Consider the following 15,598-nt stretch of genomic DNA (forward strand, 5'->3'; position numbering starts at 1 on the left):
GACATCTCGACACGCCCCTTCGCGGGGCGTTTTTTCGTTACACTCCTCTCATCCACTCAGCTTCCCGGGGCGACCATGTCAGACCAATCCATGCGCGTGGCGGTGCTCGGCGGCGGCAGCTTCGGCACCGCCCTGGCCAGCATCGCCGCCGACAACGGGGCCGAGGTGCACCAGTGGTTGCGCGACCCCGACCTGGCGGCACAGATCACTCGCGAGCACCGTAACGGCCGTTACCTGCCCGACTTCGCCATCAATGCCGCGGTGGTGGCCTCCACCGAGATGGCCGAGGTCCTCGAAAGCGCCGAGCTGGTGCTGGTGGCCATTCCCTCCAAGGCCTTCCGCGAGGTGGTGCGCCAGGCGCGGCCCTTCCTGCACGAGGCGCAGATCCTGGTCAGCACCACCAAGGGCATCCAGGAGGAGGGCTTCAAGCTGATGAGCCAGATCCTCGAGGAGGAGACCGGCTTTGCGCATATCGGCGTGATCTCGGGGCCCAACCTGGCCTCAGAGATCGCCGCCAAACAGCTCACTGCCACGGTGATCGCCAGCGACGACCCGCAGACCCGTACCCGCGTGCAGACCGCCCTGGGCTGCGACTACTTCCGGGTCTATGCCAGCAACGACCGCTTCGGGGTGGAACTGGGCGGGGCGCTCAAGAACATCTATGCGATCGCTGCCGGCATGGCGGCAGCGCTGGGCATGGGCGAGAACACTCGCAGCATGCTCATGACCCGGGCGCTGGCCGAGATGAGCCGCTTCGCGGTGGACCAGGGGGCCAACCCCATGACCTTCCTGGGGCTCGCCGGGGTGGGCGATCTGATCGTCACCTGTTCCTCGGCGCTGTCGCGCAACTATCGGGTGGGCCAGGCCCTGGGCGAGGGCAGGACCCTGGACGAGGCGGTCGAGGCCCTGGGCCAGGTCGCCGAGGGGGTCAATACCGTGCGCCTGGTGCGCGATAAGGCCCATGAGGACGGCGTCTACATGCCGCTGGCCGAGGGTCTCTACCAGGTACTGTTCAAGGGCGTGCCGGCCCGGGACATGGCGCGACTGCTGATGCTCGGCGAGCAGAGCAGCGACGTGGAGTTCGTGCTGCCGCGCAAGGACGTGCAGCAGGATCGTCGCGACGGGGGCGAGCGCCATGGCTGAGCGGCTGTTGATCATGCGCCACGGACAGGCCGGCCAGGGCCGGCCGGATGCGGCGCGCGAGCTCACTGGGCAGGGCGACCGGGAGGCGGCCTGCATGGCGCGCTGGCTCGCCGCCCGCGAGGACCTGGATCTCACGCGCCTGCGCCTGCTGGCCAGCCCCTATGTGCGGGCCCGACAGACGGCGGCGCGGATCGCCGAGCCCCAGGGGCTCGCGGTCGAGTCCCTGCCGATCATCACCCCCGACGATCCCCCCGAGGCGGTGGTCGAGTGGCTGCTCGGCGAGCCCGATGACCGGCCACTGATGCTGGTCAGCCACATGCCGCTGGTCGCCGCCCTCACCGGCCTGCTGGTGGAAGGGCGAGGCGATCGCGGCCCCGGCTTCCCCACGGCCGCCGTGGCCGAGCTCGATGCCGAGGTATGGGCAGCAGGCTGCGCCCGACTTCTCGGTTTCACGGGGCCAGCCGACCTTGGTTAGATCAGGCCGGCGGCCCTGAGCCCGAAGGCCCCCAGGGTGATGGTCAAGCTGGCCATCAGCGTGGTCAGGGCGATGATGTTGGCGGTGAGGATATCGTCGCCGCCCATGGCCTTGGCCATGACGAAGGCCGCGGCGGCGGTGGGGCTGGCGAAGAACAGGAACATCACGCCTAGCGTCGGGCCGGTGAAGCCCGCCGTCAGGGCCAGCAGCGTCGCCGCCGCGGGGACTACCACCATCTTGGCCAGGCTGGCGCTCATGGAGGTGCGGTAACCCTTCTTAAGGGCGCGCGTGGAGAGGGTGGCGCCGATGCAGATCAGCGCCAGGGGCAGGGTGAGCGAGGCGAAATAGTCGCCGGTGGTGGTGAGCCAGGGTGGCAGTGGCACTTCATATACGGCGAAGGGCGTGGCCACGACCACCGCCAGGATCAGCGGGTTGGTCAGGATATGGCGGAAGATGCTGCGCCAGTCGATGCCCTTCGGCGCACCTTCCGCGCGGGGCTGGTAGGCCGTCAGCACGATCACCGACAGCACGTTGTAGCTCAGGATCACCACGCCGAGCAGCAGGCCACCCAAAGATAGCCCCTCGTCGCCGTACATGCCGGCAGCCAGAGCCAGGCCCACGATGCCACAGTTGCCGCGAAACGCGCCCTGGACATAGACACCGCGGAGCGGCCGCCGGACCCGGAGGATGGCCCAGCCCCAGGTCGCAGCGAAACTCGCCAAGGTCGCCAGGGCAAAGAAGCTCAGCATCCAGGGGTCGAGGGTCGCTTCCAGGTCGGCGTCGGCCAGGCCGAAGAACAGCAGCGTCGGCAGGGTGGCCTTGAAGACCAGCATCGAGGCGGTGGCGACGAAGGCCTGGTCAATCCAGCCGGCGCGCTTCAGGCCGATGCCGATGAAGACCATGGCGAATACCGGCAGAGTGATCTCCAGGGTCCGCAGGAAGAGGGTCGAGAGCTCCATGGGGGCCTGGCCTAGCGCGCCAGCCAGAGGCCGACGATCACGGCGGTGATCACGGTGATGAAAAATACCCGATTGCGGGCGCGGGTATCTCGGGCGGGCTTGCGGGGATCTTCCACCACGGGGGCTCCTGTCGATTGGCCTGTCGCCGTCGGGCGACTTGGCGGATCATGGTAATCCCGTTAGCCTGCTATCGCCAGAAGGGTGCCGGCCGGGCACCCGCGAGCAGGACCCGCGAGCAGGAAGAGTTCATGAGCAGATCCGACCACGCCTCACGCATTCCCCTCGTCTTCGCCCACGCCAACGGCTTCCCGGGCCAGAGCTACCGCAGCTTCCTGGCGCCGCTGGTTGAGCGGTTCGACGTGCATCCGCTGGATCGCCTGGGCCATCATCCCGATTTCCCCGTCGGCCACAACTGGCTGGCCCTGCGCGACGAGTTGCTCGAGCACCTGGCCCGCTTCCCGGGCCCGGTGGTCGGTGTGGGCCACTCCATGGGTGGCGTGCTGATGGCCATGGCCGCCGAGCGCGCGCCAGAGAGGTTCCGCTGCGTGGTGATGCTCGACCCGCCGCTGATGCTCGGCCTGGACGCCCTGGTCATGAAGGCCGCCAAGCGGCTGGGTCTGGCCGATCGCGTCACGCCGGCCGGCCGCACCCTGGGGCGTCGCGACAGCTGGCCCAGCCGGGAGGCGATGGTCCAGTACCTGCGCCGCCGCGGGCTGTTTCGCGGCTTCACCGATCGAGCCCTTCACGACTACGTGGACGGCGGCACCCGGGAACTCGACGATGGCCGCGTGGTGCTGATCTACGATCCCGACATCGAGGTGCAGATCTTCCGCCACCTGCCCGATCACCTGGATGACCTGCCCGCACGGGTTCAGGTCCCTCTCGGCGTGCTCGCGGGCCGCGAGTCCCGGGTGCTCACCGCCCACCGCCGGCGCCGGCTGCGCCGCCGAGGGGTGCGCGTCGCCGAGGTCTCGGGGGGGCACATGTTTCCCATGGAGGTCCCCGAGGAGACTCGCACGGCCCTGGTGGACATGCTCGACGACCTGCTGGAGCCGCCGGCATGAGCGAACTGCGTTCCCTGAGGCTGGCCGGGGGCCGCCTGGCGGCGCTGGCCTGGGGCGATGACCAGGCCCCCACCTGGTTGGCGCTGCACGGCTGGCTGGACAATGCCGCCAGCTTTTCACGCCTGGCGCCGCGGCTGGTCGCCGCCCTCGGCATTCGACTGGTGGCCATCGACTTCGCCGGTCATGGCCTGTCCCGCCACCGTCGTGGCGACTATGCGCTCTGGGACTACTGCCACGACCTCCTCGATGCCTGCGACCACCTGGGCCTCGCGCGGGTGCCTCTGCTGGCCCACTCCATGGGGGCCGGCGTGGCCTGCTTGACGGCCGCCGCCCTGCCGGAGCGCGTCGAGTCACTGGTACTGCTCGACGGCTTGGGGGTCTTGACCACCGAGGCCGACGAGGCGTCTGCCCAGCTGCGCAAAGGCCTGCTCGCCGATCGACGCCCTCTCTCGCCGGCGCCGCGCTATCCTGATAGTGAGACCGCCGTGGCGGCGCGGGTGGCCGGCGGGGCGACGCCCATCGATGCCGAGACGGCGCGCCCGCTGGTGTCACGTAACCTCGAGGCGTTGCCCGATGGCCATGTACAGCTGCGCACCGATGCCCGGCTGTTGCGCCCGTCCTTGGTGCGGCTCTCGCCCGCGCAGGTGGACGCCATGCTGACGGCGATCCGTTGCCCGGTGCTGTTGGTGGAAGGGGGAACCGGCATTCTCGGAGAGCGGACTCGGGCGCGCCAGGCCCGGTCGGCGGTGACGAGGCTGACACGCGTCGTGTTGCCGGGGGGCCACCACCTGCACCTGGAACCATCGGCGGTCGCCGGGGTGGCGGAGGCCATCGTCGAGTGGCACGACAAGCGGGACGTGGCAGACGAGAAGGAGGATGTACGATGAGCCAGCAGCGAGAAGCCGAGGAGTCAGGGCAAAAGAGCGTGGCGCTGGTGCTTGGCAGCGGTGGCGCGCGCGGCTATGCCCATATCGGGGTCATCGAGGAACTCGAGGCGCGGGGCTACCGGGTAGTGGCGATCTCCGGTTGTTCCATGGGCGCCGTGGTGGGCGGCGTCTATGCGGCGGGGGAGCTGGCCGCCTACCGCGACTGGGTCTGCCGGCTGGACTACTTCGACGTACTCAAGTTGGTCGATGTCACCTGGAGTCCCATGGGGGCCATGAGGGCCAACAAGGTGATGGACAAGCTCGAGAGCCTGATCGGCGATACCCGCATCGAGGACCTGGCGATCCCCGTGACCACCGTGGCCACTGACCTGACCCGCCAGCGCGAGGTGTGGTTCCAGAGCGGCTCGCTGATCGAGGCGCTGCGCGCTTCCATCGCCGTGCCCGGGGTGATCACGCCGGTACATCGCGGCGACCAGGTGCTGGTGGACGGCGGGCTGCTCAACCCGCTGCCGATCATCCCCACGGTGTCGGCCCAGGCGGATTTCGTGCTGGCGGTGAATGTCACCGCCCATAGCCCGCGCCCGGTGACCCTGGAGGAGCTGCTGCCCCCCGAGGAGGTCGCCGAGGAGCAGGCGCGCGAGAAATCCCGGGATGCCGGTGGCGTCGACTTCGCCAGCTGGATCAACGGGGTTCGCGGGGCCGCCCGACGACTGTTTTATGGCTTCGGCAACAACCATGACAGCGACAGTGGCGACAAGAGCGAGGTGGAAGCGGCCCTGGAGGGCGGTCGCCGCGAGTGGGGGCGCCTGGACATGGTGCTGGCTTCCTTCGATATCACTCAGGCGGCCCTGGCCAAGTACAAGGTGGCGGGCTACCCGCCGGATGTGCTCATCGAGGTGCCCAAGACGGTCTGTGGTGCCTACGAGTTCCATCGCGCCGAGGCGCTGATCAGCCTCGGCAGGCACCTGGCGGTGGAGGCGCTGGACCGCTTCGAGGGGCGTGCCCATCCCGGCTGGGGGAGCCCGTCCATCGTCGTTGAAAGGCCCGCCAAGGAAAGTCAGGAAGGAGAGGAGGTGTCCTGAGCGGTGTCAGGCCTGGTGGCCGCGCCGCCTGAGCAACACGTAGACCGCCCCGGTACCGCCGTCGATTGCGGTCGCCGAGCAGAAGGCCAGTACGCTGGGCCACTCCCGCAGCCAGGCATTCACGTGACTCTTGATCACCGGGTAGTCGCTGGTGGTGCCCCAGGCCTTGCCGTGCACGACCAGCACGCAGCGTCGGCGGCGCGTCGCGGCGTCGCGCAGGAAGGCCTCCAGTTCCTGCCGGGCCTCCTCGAGGGTATGGCCATGCAGGTCGAGCCCCGCCTCCCAGCCGATGCGTCCGCGCTTGAGCTGCTGGCGGGTGCGCCAGGGCAGGTCGGGCAGCGCGAAGTCGAGGAACTCGGAGGGCCGCACCGGCTCCACCCGGCCGTCAGAGGTGCGACCGGCCGCGGCGAGGTCATCGCTGGCCGAGGTCGCGGCGGCCCGTCGCTCGGCCGCGGCGGGGTCCCCCTGGCGCCGCCGACCGGGGTCGGCCCGGTTGTTGACGATCGGGCGTACGCCGGCGTCGCGCAGGGCCTGGCGAAAGGCGCTGATCTCGTCCTCGTCCGGGGGATGGCGGTCTCGGCTCATGGGGCATTCGGCTTGTGAAGCAAAGCGCCAGTATACCGCCCCTGCCGTGGCTGTGAACCGCGGGCCCGGTTACAATCGTGTCTCGTCTCACCGAACCCTCCGACTCCAGGATGCCCCGTGGCCGAATCTCTCCCTGATGCGTCTTCCTCCACCCTCGTGCTCAGCGACCAGGCCCTCGCCGAGGGCCTGATCACCCTGCGTGACTGCCTGCGCTGGGCCGCCAGCGAGTTCCACCTGGCGGGCCTTTTCTACGGCCACGGCACCGATTCCGCCTGGGACGAGGCCGTGGCGCTGACGCTGGGCGCCCTGCACCTGCCCTGGAACGTCGACCCGGCGGTGCTCGAGGCGCGGCTGCTGCCCATGGAGCGGGCTCGCATCGTGGCGCTGGTGCGGGCCCGCATCGAGACCCGCCGCCCGCTGCCCTACCTGCTGGGCGAGGCCTTCTTCGCCGGGATCCCCTTCAGCGTCGATGAGCGGGTGCTGATCCCCCGCTCGCCCATTGCCGAACTGATCGAGCATGGCTTCGCCGCCTGGTTCCCCGTCGAGCCGCCGGCGCGCGTGCTCGACCTCTGCACCGGCTCTGGCTGCATTGGCATCGCCACGGCGCTGCACCTGCCCGGCTGCGAGGTCGACCTGGCCGACATCAGCCCCGACGCCCTGGCCGTGGCCCGGCTCAACATCACCCGCCACGACGTGGGCGAGCGGGTGCGGGCCGTGGAGTCCGACCTCTTCGCGGGGCTCGCCGGGCAGCGCTATGACCTGATCGTCTGCAACCCGCCTTACGTGGATATCCGCGACCTGACCACCATGCCCGCCGAGTTCCGCCATGAGCCGGCCCTGGCACTGGGCGCCGGGGCCGACGGCCTGGATATCGTGCGGCGCATCCTGCGCGAGGCCCGCGACTACCTCGGCGAAGCGGGCGTATTGATCGTCGAGGTCGGCAACTCCGACCACCACCTGGAGGCCGCCTTCCCCGAGGTGCCCTTCCTGTGGCTCGAATTCGAGCGCGGCGGCCAGGGGGTGTTTGCCCTGACCGCCGCGGAACTCGACGCCCATGCGGCGTCCTTCGCCTGATTCCCATCTCCCGACCCAGGAGAAGCGCCCATGTCCGGCAACACCTTCGGCAAGTTGTTCACTGTCACCACCTTCGGCGAGAGCCATGGTCCTGCCCTGGGGGCCATCGTCGATGGCTGCCCGCCGGGACTGCCGCTCACCGAGGAAGACCTACAGCATGACCTGGATCGCCGTCGCCCCGGCAGTTCCCGCCACACCACCCAGCGGCGTGAGCCCGACCGGGTGCGGATCCTCTCCGGCGTCTTCGAGGGAGTGACTACCGGCACGACCATCGGCCTGATGATCGAGAATATCGACCAGCGCTCCAAGGACTACTCGAAGATCAAGGACCAGTTCCGCCCGGCCCATGCCGACTACAGCTACCACCACAAGTACGGCATTCGCGACTATCGCGGCGGCGGGCGCTCCAGTGCCCGGGAGACCGCCATGCGGGTGGCGGCCGGGGCCATCGCCAAGAAGTATCTTGCTGCCCAGGGGATCGCCATCCGCGGTTACATGAGCCAGCTCGGCCCGATCGCCATCGACTTCAAGCAGTGGGAGGCGGTGGACGACAATCCCTTCTTCTGTCCCGACCCGGACCGCGTGCCCGAGCTCGAGGCCTACATGGACCAGCTGCGCCGCGACCAGGACTCGGTGGGGGCGAAGATCAGCGTGGTGGCCGAGGGGGTGCCGCCGGGGCTCGGCGAGCCGGTGTTCGACCGCCTGGATGCCGAGCTGGCCCACGGCCTGATGAGCATCAACGCGGTGAAGGGGGTGGAGATCGGCGACGGCTTCGCCGCCGTGGCGAGCCGCGGCAGCGAGCATCGCGACGAGATGACCCCCGAGGGCTTCCTCTCCAACCATGCCGGCGGGGTGCTCGGCGGCATCTCCAGCGGCCAGGTGATCATCGCCCATCTGGCGCTCAAGCCTACCTCCAGCATCACCACGCCCGGGCGCAGCATCGACGTCCACGGCCATCCGGTCGAGGTGGTCACCAAGGGGCGTCATGACCCCTGCGTGGGCATCCGGGCCACGCCCATCGCCGAGGCGATGATGGCGCTGACCCTGATGGACCACCTGCTGCGCCACCGTGGCCAGAATGCCGAGGTCCAGGTTTCTACCCCGCGACTGCGCTGAGCCGTGCCACCCGGCATGGCTGCTACACTTGAGGGGACCATCCACAAGAGTGACGCCATGAAGATCAACGTCGAGTTTGACCTGACCCCCGAGGAGTTTCGCCAGGCGCTGGGCCTGCCTGACGTGGAGGCCTTCCAGAAGGACCTGCTGAACCGTATCTACAAGCAGATGGAGTCGGGAACGGAAGGGTATGACCCGATGAGCCTGATGCAGCCCTTCCTGCAGCAGCCAGGCTTGTCCCAGAATCTCTCACAGGGCCTCTCCCAGGGCCTGTCCAGCTTCGGCAACTACCAGCAGATGATGCTCGACATGCTGACCAAGGCCGCCAGTTCCGCGGGAAGCGGCAGCGGGGCCGCGAGCGGAGACCAGGAGGGAGGCCAGGATGCGGATGCCGGACAGGCCGAGAGCTCGGGAAAGAGCGGCGGCGGCTCAGCGAGTAAGTCCAGCGCCGGCAGCACCTCCCGCAAGTCCACGGCCACTGCCCGCTCCCGCAGCAAGCGCGAGAGCTGAAGGCGGACATTGACGGGGCTTGTGCGACCTTCGCGGGCGGCGTCAATCCGGTTGCAACAGAAGAGGTGGCAGACTAGGCTTTGTGCAGTGCAATAAATCGTTCGTTACCGATCCTCGAGGAGGAGTTCGACATGCAAGACCAAGACAAGATGATCGACGCATTCAACGAGCAGACCCGCCAGTTCTTCGAGCCGATGCGCAAGCTCAACTCGCTGATGCTGAACAACATGGAGAAGATGACCCAGTATCAGATGGAGTCCATGAAGCGCTACAGCCAGATGGGTACCGAGCGCATGCGCGACGCCAGCGAGGTCAGCGATGCCGAGAGCATGCGCGACTTCGGCACTCGCCAGACCGAGATGATGAACGAGCTCTCCAAGCAGATGCTCGAGGATGCCAAGGCGATGAGCGAGATGAGCCTGGAGTTCAAGGCCGAGCTCGAGAAGCTCTACGCCGAATCGGGCAAGCAGCTCGCCGAACAGGCCGAGAAGGCCGGCCAGGCCGCCAAGGGCGGCGCACCGGCGTCGGATGAGCCCGCCAAGGCGACCAGCCAGTCCACGTCGCGCAAACGCTGATATCACGGTAACCTAGCGCCTGTCCGGTGCCCGGGTCACGGGGGCCGGACAGTGCCGTTGTTGGCCATGCCTTGCCCGCGCAAGATGGTGCGGTAATAGACGTATATGGCCTAAGGCCGGTGCCAGTGTCCGGCCGTCAGCAACACCGGCCTTCATGAATAACAGGAGGGGTCAATGCAGTCAGGGGTGCAAGCACCGACACAGGTCGAGCTCGAGGCGTGGAACGCCCAGCTCGCCGCGATCGGCGAGGAATACAAGGCCTTGATGCAGGATCTGCTGGCGCGCATGGTGCCCAGCGATGCCGCGGAATCGGTCCATGACGACATGCGCCAGTGCTTCCAGGCCGGTGCCCAGTCGCTGATGCAGAACCCGCCCCTGCTGTGGCAGACCCAGTCGCGGCTGCTCCAGGACCAGTTCCAGCTGTGGCAGCAGTCGCTGCGCAGCCTCGCCGGCGAGGAGGTCGAGCCGTTGATCACCCCGGGCAAGGGCGATCGCCGCTTCCGGGATGATGCCTGGCGCGACGATCCCTATTACCTGGCGATCATGCAGCAGTACCTGCTGTTCTCGCGCATGGTGGAAGAGCTGATCGAGCGCCTGGATGGCCTCTCTGAGGACCAGAAGCGCAACCTCGGCTTCTACGCCCGCCAGCTGGTCAATGCCATGGCGCCGACCAACTTCGTCACCACCAACCCCGAGGTGATGCGCAAGACCATGGAGACCCGCGGCCAGAATCTGGTCGAAGGCCTGGCCCGGTTGCGCGAGGACCTGGCCAACTCCGCCGAGGGTCTAAACGTCACCATGACCGATCGCAGCGCCTTCGCGATCGGCGAGAACATCGCCGTCACCCCCGGGGCGGTGGTCTTTGAAAACGAGCTGATCCAGCTGATCCAGTACACGCCCACCACCGAGCAGGCCTACAAGACGCCGCTGCTGGTGGTGCCGCCCTGGATCAACAAGTACTACATCCTCGACCTGCGCCAGGACAACTCTCTGGTTCGGTGGCTGGTGGAGCAGGGCCATACCGTCTTCCTGATCTCTTGGCGCAACCCTGGGCCGGAACAGCGGGATCTGAACTGGGCCGACTATATGCAGCTGGGCCCTATCGACGCCATGGGTGCCATCGAGCAGGCCACCGGCGAGAAGTCGGTCAACCTGATGAGCTACTGCATCGGCGGGACCCTGGCCGCCTCGACCATGGCTTACCTGACCAGCACCCGGCGGGGTCGCAAGGTCAAGTCGGTGACCTATATGGCCACCCTGCAGGACTTTCGTGATCCGGGCGAGATTGGTGTCTTCCTCTCCGACACGGTGCTCGACGGCATCGAGGCCAAGCTCGAACGTGACGGCTACCTCGACGGCCGCGTCATGGCCTACTCCTTCAACCTGTTGCGCGAGAACGACCTCTTCTGGTCCTTCTACATCAACAACTACCTGAAGGGCGATGCCCCGGCCCCCTTCGACCTGCTCTACTGGAACACCGACGGCACCAACCTGCCGGCCGGGACCCACGCCTGGTACCTGCGGCACATGTACCTGGAGAACCGCCTGGTCCAGCCGGGTGGCATCGAGCTCGACGGGGTCAAGATCGACCTGCGCAAGATCTCCACACCGAGCTACTTCATCTCCACCCGCGAGGACCACATCGCCAAGTGGAACAGCACCTACTACGGCGCCCTGTTGCCCAAGGGGCCGGTCAAGTTCGTGCTGGGCGGCTCCGGCCATATCGCCGGCATCGTCAACCCGCCGAGCAGGAACAAGTACGGCTACTGGACCAACGACGCGCTGCCGGACACCGCCGAGGAGTGGCTGGAGGGTGCCGAGCAGCATGAAGGCTCCTGGTGGCCCCACTGGCAGGCGTGGATGACCGAGAACGGCTATGTGGACACCGAGAAGTTGGTGCCGGCTCGACAACCCGGCGATGGCGAGCTCGATATCCTCGAGCCGGCCCCGGGACGCTATGTGCGCATGACCATTCCCGAGGTGCTGGGCGAAAACCCGACTTCGTCGGAAGCCTGAAGCTATAAGCTGGAAGAGCGGCGCTTCGCGCCTGGAAGCTGGAAGAACACACAACCCCGCCGTAATGGCGGGGTTGTGTGGTTATGGGCTAGGCGTATGCTGCCTTCGAGCTTCGAGCTTCGAGCTTCGAGCTTCGAGCTTCGAGCTTACGGCTTCCTGCGCAGCCGCAGCCCCGCCAGTACCAGCAGGGCGGCCAGCAGCCAGGCGGGCCAGCTGCCCGTGCGGGTGAAGGGGGTGAGGCCTTGCATGGGCGTGACCTCGCCCTCGAGCACGGTGGCCTCGAACTGCGGTGCCCGGGCCGTGACCTTGCCCCGGGGGTCGATGAGGGCGGTGACGCCGTTGCTGGTGGCACGCACCACCGGGCGGCCGTTCTCCAGGGCCCGCAGGCGGGCCATCTGCAGGTGCTGCAGTGGCCCGATGGAGGCACCGAACCAGGTGTCGTTGGAGACCGTGAGCAGCACCCCGGCATCGCGGGCTCGCGAGGCCACCAGGTCGGCATAGATGATCTCGTAGCAGATGGCGTTGCCGAGGGTCAGCTCACCGGCGCGGATCGGCGCCTGGTCGGTCGGACCCGGGGTCATGGTCGGTGCCGGCAGGTCGAAGAAGGCGATGGCTCCGCGCAGCAGGCTCTCCAGGGGCAGGTACTCGCCGAACGGCACCAGGTGGGCCTTGCGATACTCGCCCTCCACGTCGCCCCGGCCGACGACGCTGTTGTAATAGAGGCCGCCATCGTCGCGCTGCAGGACGCCGGTCAGCAGGTCGGTGCCCGCCGGCAGGCTGGCCAGGGCGCGCTCGAGGATGGGCGCGGCCTGGTCCTCGAACATGGGCAGGGCGGCCTCGGGCCAGATCACCAGGTCGACGTCTTCGCCCAGTCCGCGGGTCATCGAGAGATAGGTGTCAACTGCACGGCGCTGCCCCTCGGGGGTCCACTTGATCAGTTGGGGGAGGTTGCCCTGCAGCAGGGCGACGCGTACCGGCTCGCCGGCGGGGGAAGACCACTGGGCGGGCAGGGCCAGCGGCACCAGCCATAGCACGGCGAGCGGCGCGGCGGCCCACCAGCGGCGCCGCAGGACCTCCACGCCCAGGCTGCCCGTCAGGGCGGTGATCAGCGTCAGCAGGTAGATGCCGCCCACCGGCGCCCAAGGGGCGAGGGGCGAGTCCACCTGGCCACTGCCCAGCAGCAACCAGGGGAAACCGGTGAACAGCCAGGTGCGCAGCCATTCGCCGAGCACCCAGGCGCCCGCAAAGCTCAGCGCCGCCAGGCGCGGCCCGCACAGCCGCCGGTAGAGCCACAGGGTGACGGCGAAGAACAGCGCCAGGCCGGCGACGAACAGCGCGGTGAGGAAGAGCGCCAGGGGCACGCCGGTGTAGCCGTAGTCATGGATCGAGACGTAGACCCAGGAGGCCCCGGAGCCGAATAGCCCCAGGCCATAGCACCAGCCGCGAAGCGCCGCCTGGGCGGGCGTCAGCGCATGCAGGCCCAGGTAGACGAGGCCGGCGGCTACCGGCCCCAGCCACCAGAGCGTGAAGGGGGCGGCACTCAGGGTCGTGAGGCCGCCGGCGAGCAGGGCTGCCAGGCAGCCCAGTGACGGGGTCAGGCGGGCGTCAGCCATGGGGTCCATCCGTGGTCATGGGGGCGCGTCACTCCTCGGCGCTCTCCTCGCAGGGCTCGGCCTCGAGCAGGCGGATGCGACGGTTGTCGGCGTTGAGCACCGTGAAGCGCCAGCCACCGATCTCGGTGTGCTCGCCGCGTCCCGGCAGGTGGCCGAAACGCTGCATCACCAGGCCGCCGAGGGTATCGAACTCGTCGTCCGAGAAGCGAGTGTCGAAGCGGTCGTTGAAGTCCTCGATGGTGGTCAGGGCGCGAATGGCATAGCGCTCGTCCCCCAGTGCGCGGATATCGATCTCTTCGTCGATGTCGTGCTCGTCCTCGATCTCGCCGACGATCTCCTCGAGGATGTCCTCGATGGTGACGATGCCCGCCGTGCCGCCATACTCGTCGACCACCACCGCCATGTGGTTGCGGGTGTCCTGGAACTCCTTGAGCAGGCTGTTGAGGCGCTTGGATTCGGGCACGAACATCGCCGGTCGCAGCACCTCGTCGAGCTGGAAGGGCAGGCCGTTCCCCTGGCCGCCGCGCAGCAGCGGCAGCAGGTCCTTGGCCAGCAGGATGCCCTTGACCTCGTCGAGGTTCTCGCCGATCACCGGATAGCGGGAATGGCCGGTCTCGAGTATCACCGGCAGATATTCCTCGAGGGGCTGGTCGAGAGCGATGGCGGTGATCTGGGAGCGCGGGATGAGGACCTCGCGCACCTGCTGGTCGCTGATGTTCAGGGCGCCCTCGATGATCATCATGGCGTCCTGGTCGAGCTTGAGGCGCGAGCCTGCCTGACGCAGAAACTCCAGCAGTTCGTCGCGGGAGCTGGGTTCATCGCTGTCGCTGGACAGGGCGCTGAACAGCTTGTCGAGCCAGGACTTGCTGCCCTGGCTGCTCGATCGATCTTCGCTCATGCGTCGGCTCTCTCGTCCTCGGTATCGGAATCGCGATTCGACGGCGCATAGGGGTCGGCGATCCCCAGCGACGCGAGTATCTCACGCTCGAGGGCTTCCATGGCCTCGGCCTCGGTGTCCTCCAGGTGGTCATGGCCTAGCAGGTGCAGGGTGCCGTGGACCACCATGTGAGCGTAGTGAGCGCGCAACGACTTGTCCTGCTCGGCGGCCTCGCGGGCCACCACCGAGTGGCAGACCACCAGGTCACCGAGCAGCGGCAGTTCGACCCCGGGCGGGCTCTCGAAGGGAAAGGACAGCACGTTGGTGGGCCTGTCCCTGCCGCGGTAGTCGCGATTGAGGGTCTGGCCCTCGGCTTCGTCGACGAAGCGGATGGTGAGCTCATGGCGTGGCTCATCGGCATGGCGCGCCAGCACCGCGGCCACCCAGGCCTCGAGCTCGCCCTGGGCCGGCAGGCCGTCGGCCTCGAGGGCGACCTGGCGGTCGATGAGGAGGGGGCTCATGAGTCGGCAGGCCCCTGGTCGTCGTGGCGTTGCTTGTCCTGCCGGGCGCGCTCCAGGCGATCCTGTCGCAGGAGCTCGCGCTCCTCGCGCTGGGCGCGCTCGGAGGCTTCCTGTTCGGCCTCGAAGTGGTCATAGGCCTCGATGATGCGCTGCACCAGGGGGTGGCGCACCACGTCCTTGGCGGCGAAGTGGGTCACGCCGATGCCGGGGGTCCCCTTGAGCACCTCGAGCACCTGGATCAGCCCCGAACTCTGGCCGCGGGGCAGGTCGACCTGGGTGACGTCGCCGGTGATCACCGCCGTGGAGCCGAAGCCGATGCGGGTCAAGAACATCTTCATCTGCTCGCGGGTGGTGTTCTGGCTCTCGTCGAGGATGATGAAGGCGTTGTTGAGAGTGCGCCCGCGCATGTAGGCCAACGGGGCGATCTCGATCACCTGGCGTTCGATCAGCTTGGCCACCTGCTCGAAGCCGATCATCTCGTAGAGGGCGTCATAGAGCGGGCGCAGGTAGGGATCGATCTTCTGGGCCAGGTCTCCGGGCAAGAAGCCGAGCTTCTCGCCGGCCTCCACGGCCGGGCGCACCAGCAGGATGCGGCGCACTTCCTGTTGGTTGAGCGCCTCTACCGCCGCCGCCACGGCCAGGTAGGTCTTGCCGGTGCCCGCCGGGCCGATGCCGAAGTTGATGTCGTGGGCGCGTATGCTCTGCACGTAGCCCTGCTGATTGAAGCCGCGGGGCTTGATCAGCGTGCGCGGGGTCCGCAGCAGCACCTCGTCCTCCGGCTCGCCGCCTTCCTCCTCGTCCAGCGCCTCCAGGCCCGACTCCTGCAGGAAGAGGTGCACGGTGTCCGGCTCCAGGTCGGTGGCCTCGGTCTCGCGGTAGAGGTGTTCCAGCACGTTGGCGGCGGCCTTGACGCGATGGGTCGGTCCGGCGAGCTGGAAGATGTTGCCGCGGTTGCGAAGCGTGATGCCGAGCCGCGACTCGACCAGCTTGAGGTGCTCGTCACGCTGGCCGCAGAGGTTGGCTAGGCGACGCGGGTCGTTGGGCTCGAGGTTCAGGGTGACGATGCGGTTGGCCGGAGAAGATGGCTGGCTCAAGACAGGG

Annotated in this window: 16 protein-coding genes; 10 read left to right on the top strand and 6 right to left on the bottom strand. The window is 68.1% G+C overall.

Annotation, left to right across the window (positions count from 1 at the left end):
* Positions 1-75: 75 nt before the first annotated feature.
* Positions 76-1,143 carry an NAD(P)H-dependent glycerol-3-phosphate dehydrogenase gene (locus tag OP498_RS15375; RefSeq protein WP_280554282.1) on the top strand — a complete coding sequence of 356 codons (1,068 nt, stop codon included), beginning with the start codon at positions 76-78 and terminating at the stop codon, positions 1,141-1,143.
* Positions 1,136-1,618 (top strand): histidine phosphatase family protein, encoded by a 483-nt coding sequence (locus OP498_RS15380; RefSeq protein WP_280547823.1) that lies wholly within the window; start codon positions 1,136-1,138, stop codon positions 1,616-1,618. Before OP498_RS15375 ends, OP498_RS15380 begins: the two co-directional genes overlap by 8 nt.
* On the opposite strand, the gene OP498_RS15385 is transcribed toward OP498_RS15380, so the two are convergent.
* The gene (locus tag OP498_RS15385; protein ID WP_280554284.1) at positions 1,615-2,577 is read right to left on the bottom strand and encodes an AEC family transporter; all 963 of its coding nucleotides are present in this window, start codon (positions 2,575-2,577) and stop codon (positions 1,615-1,617) included. The genes OP498_RS15380 and OP498_RS15385 overlap by 4 nt on opposite strands.
* Positions 2,578-2,825: 248 nt before the next feature.
* Between OP498_RS15385 and OP498_RS15390 the strand changes: the two genes are divergently transcribed.
* Genes OP498_RS15390 through OP498_RS15400 form a run of 3 tightly spaced genes read left to right on the top strand, consistent with a single transcriptional unit; the run spans position 2,826 to position 5,610 of the window.
* Entirely contained in the window at positions 2,826-3,641 is an 816-nt protein-coding gene (locus OP498_RS15390; protein WP_280547821.1) for an alpha/beta hydrolase, read from the top strand.
* Positions 3,638-4,528: an alpha/beta hydrolase gene (locus tag OP498_RS15395; RefSeq protein ID WP_280547820.1), complete on the top strand. Its 891-nt coding sequence runs from the start codon at positions 3,638-3,640 to the stop codon at positions 4,526-4,528. The genes OP498_RS15390 and OP498_RS15395 overlap by 4 nt, the downstream gene beginning before the upstream one ends.
* Positions 4,525-5,610, top strand: coding sequence for a patatin-like phospholipase family protein (locus tag OP498_RS15400; protein WP_280554285.1), 1,086 nt, complete (start codon positions 4,525-4,527; stop codon positions 5,608-5,610). The genes OP498_RS15395 and OP498_RS15400 overlap by 4 nt, the downstream gene beginning before the upstream one ends.
* 6 nt (positions 5,611-5,616) lie before the next feature.
* On the opposite strand, the gene OP498_RS15405 is transcribed toward OP498_RS15400, so the two are convergent.
* Positions 5,617-6,195, bottom strand: coding sequence for a Smr/MutS family protein (locus tag OP498_RS15405; RefSeq protein WP_280547818.1), 579 nt, complete (start codon positions 6,193-6,195; stop codon positions 5,617-5,619).
* Positions 6,196-6,312: 117 nt separating this feature from the next.
* On the opposite strand from OP498_RS15405, the gene prmB reads away from it, so the two are divergent.
* From prmB to phaC, 5 genes are all read left to right on the top strand, one after another.
* A complete protein-coding gene (prmB, locus tag OP498_RS15410; RefSeq protein ID WP_280547817.1) occupies positions 6,313-7,269 on the top strand; it encodes a 50S ribosomal protein L3 N(5)-glutamine methyltransferase in 957 nt (318 codons plus the stop codon).
* Between the two features lie 30 nt (positions 7,270-7,299).
* Complete coding sequence (gene aroC / locus OP498_RS15415) at positions 7,300-8,385, top strand: chorismate synthase (RefSeq protein ID WP_280554286.1); 1,086 nt, start codon at positions 7,300-7,302, stop codon at positions 8,383-8,385.
* 57 nt (positions 8,386-8,442) lie between these two features.
* A complete protein-coding gene (locus OP498_RS15420) occupies positions 8,443-8,895 on the top strand; it encodes a hypothetical protein (protein WP_280554287.1) in 453 nt (150 codons plus the stop codon).
* 131 nt (positions 8,896-9,026) lie between these two features.
* Positions 9,027-9,470: a phasin family protein gene (locus OP498_RS15425; RefSeq protein ID WP_280554288.1), complete on the top strand. Its 444-nt coding sequence runs from the start codon at positions 9,027-9,029 to the stop codon at positions 9,468-9,470.
* A 174-nt stretch (positions 9,471-9,644) separates the two neighbouring features.
* Positions 9,645-11,486 (top strand): class I poly(R)-hydroxyalkanoic acid synthase, encoded by a 1,842-nt coding sequence (gene phaC / locus OP498_RS15430; protein ID WP_280554289.1) that lies wholly within the window; start codon positions 9,645-9,647, stop codon positions 11,484-11,486.
* Between the two features lie 146 nt (positions 11,487-11,632).
* Here the strand turns inward: phaC and lnt are convergent, their stop codons facing one another.
* Genes lnt through OP498_RS15450 form a run of 4 tightly spaced genes read right to left on the bottom strand, consistent with a single transcriptional unit; the run spans position 11,633 to position 15,591 of the window.
* A complete protein-coding gene (lnt, locus tag OP498_RS15435; RefSeq protein ID WP_280554290.1) occupies positions 11,633-13,099 on the bottom strand; it encodes an apolipoprotein N-acyltransferase in 1,467 nt (488 codons plus the stop codon).
* Positions 13,100-13,127: 28 nt separating this feature from the next.
* Positions 13,128-13,997 (bottom strand): transporter associated domain-containing protein, encoded by an 870-nt coding sequence (locus OP498_RS15440; protein ID WP_280547811.1) that lies wholly within the window; start codon positions 13,995-13,997, stop codon positions 13,128-13,130.
* Positions 13,994-14,497 (bottom strand): rRNA maturation RNase YbeY, encoded by a 504-nt coding sequence (gene ybeY / locus OP498_RS15445; RefSeq protein ID WP_280547810.1) that lies wholly within the window; start codon positions 14,495-14,497, stop codon positions 13,994-13,996. Before ybeY ends, OP498_RS15440 begins: the two co-directional genes overlap by 4 nt.
* Entirely contained in the window at positions 14,494-15,591 is a 1,098-nt protein-coding gene (locus OP498_RS15450; protein WP_280547809.1) for a PhoH family protein, read from the bottom strand. Before OP498_RS15450 ends, ybeY begins: the two co-directional genes overlap by 4 nt.
* Between the last annotated feature and the right edge of the window lie 7 nt (positions 15,592-15,598).

Source organism: Halomonas sp. 25-S5, assembly GCF_029889845.1.
Classification (GTDB): domain Bacteria; phylum Pseudomonadota; class Gammaproteobacteria; order Pseudomonadales; family Halomonadaceae; genus Halomonas.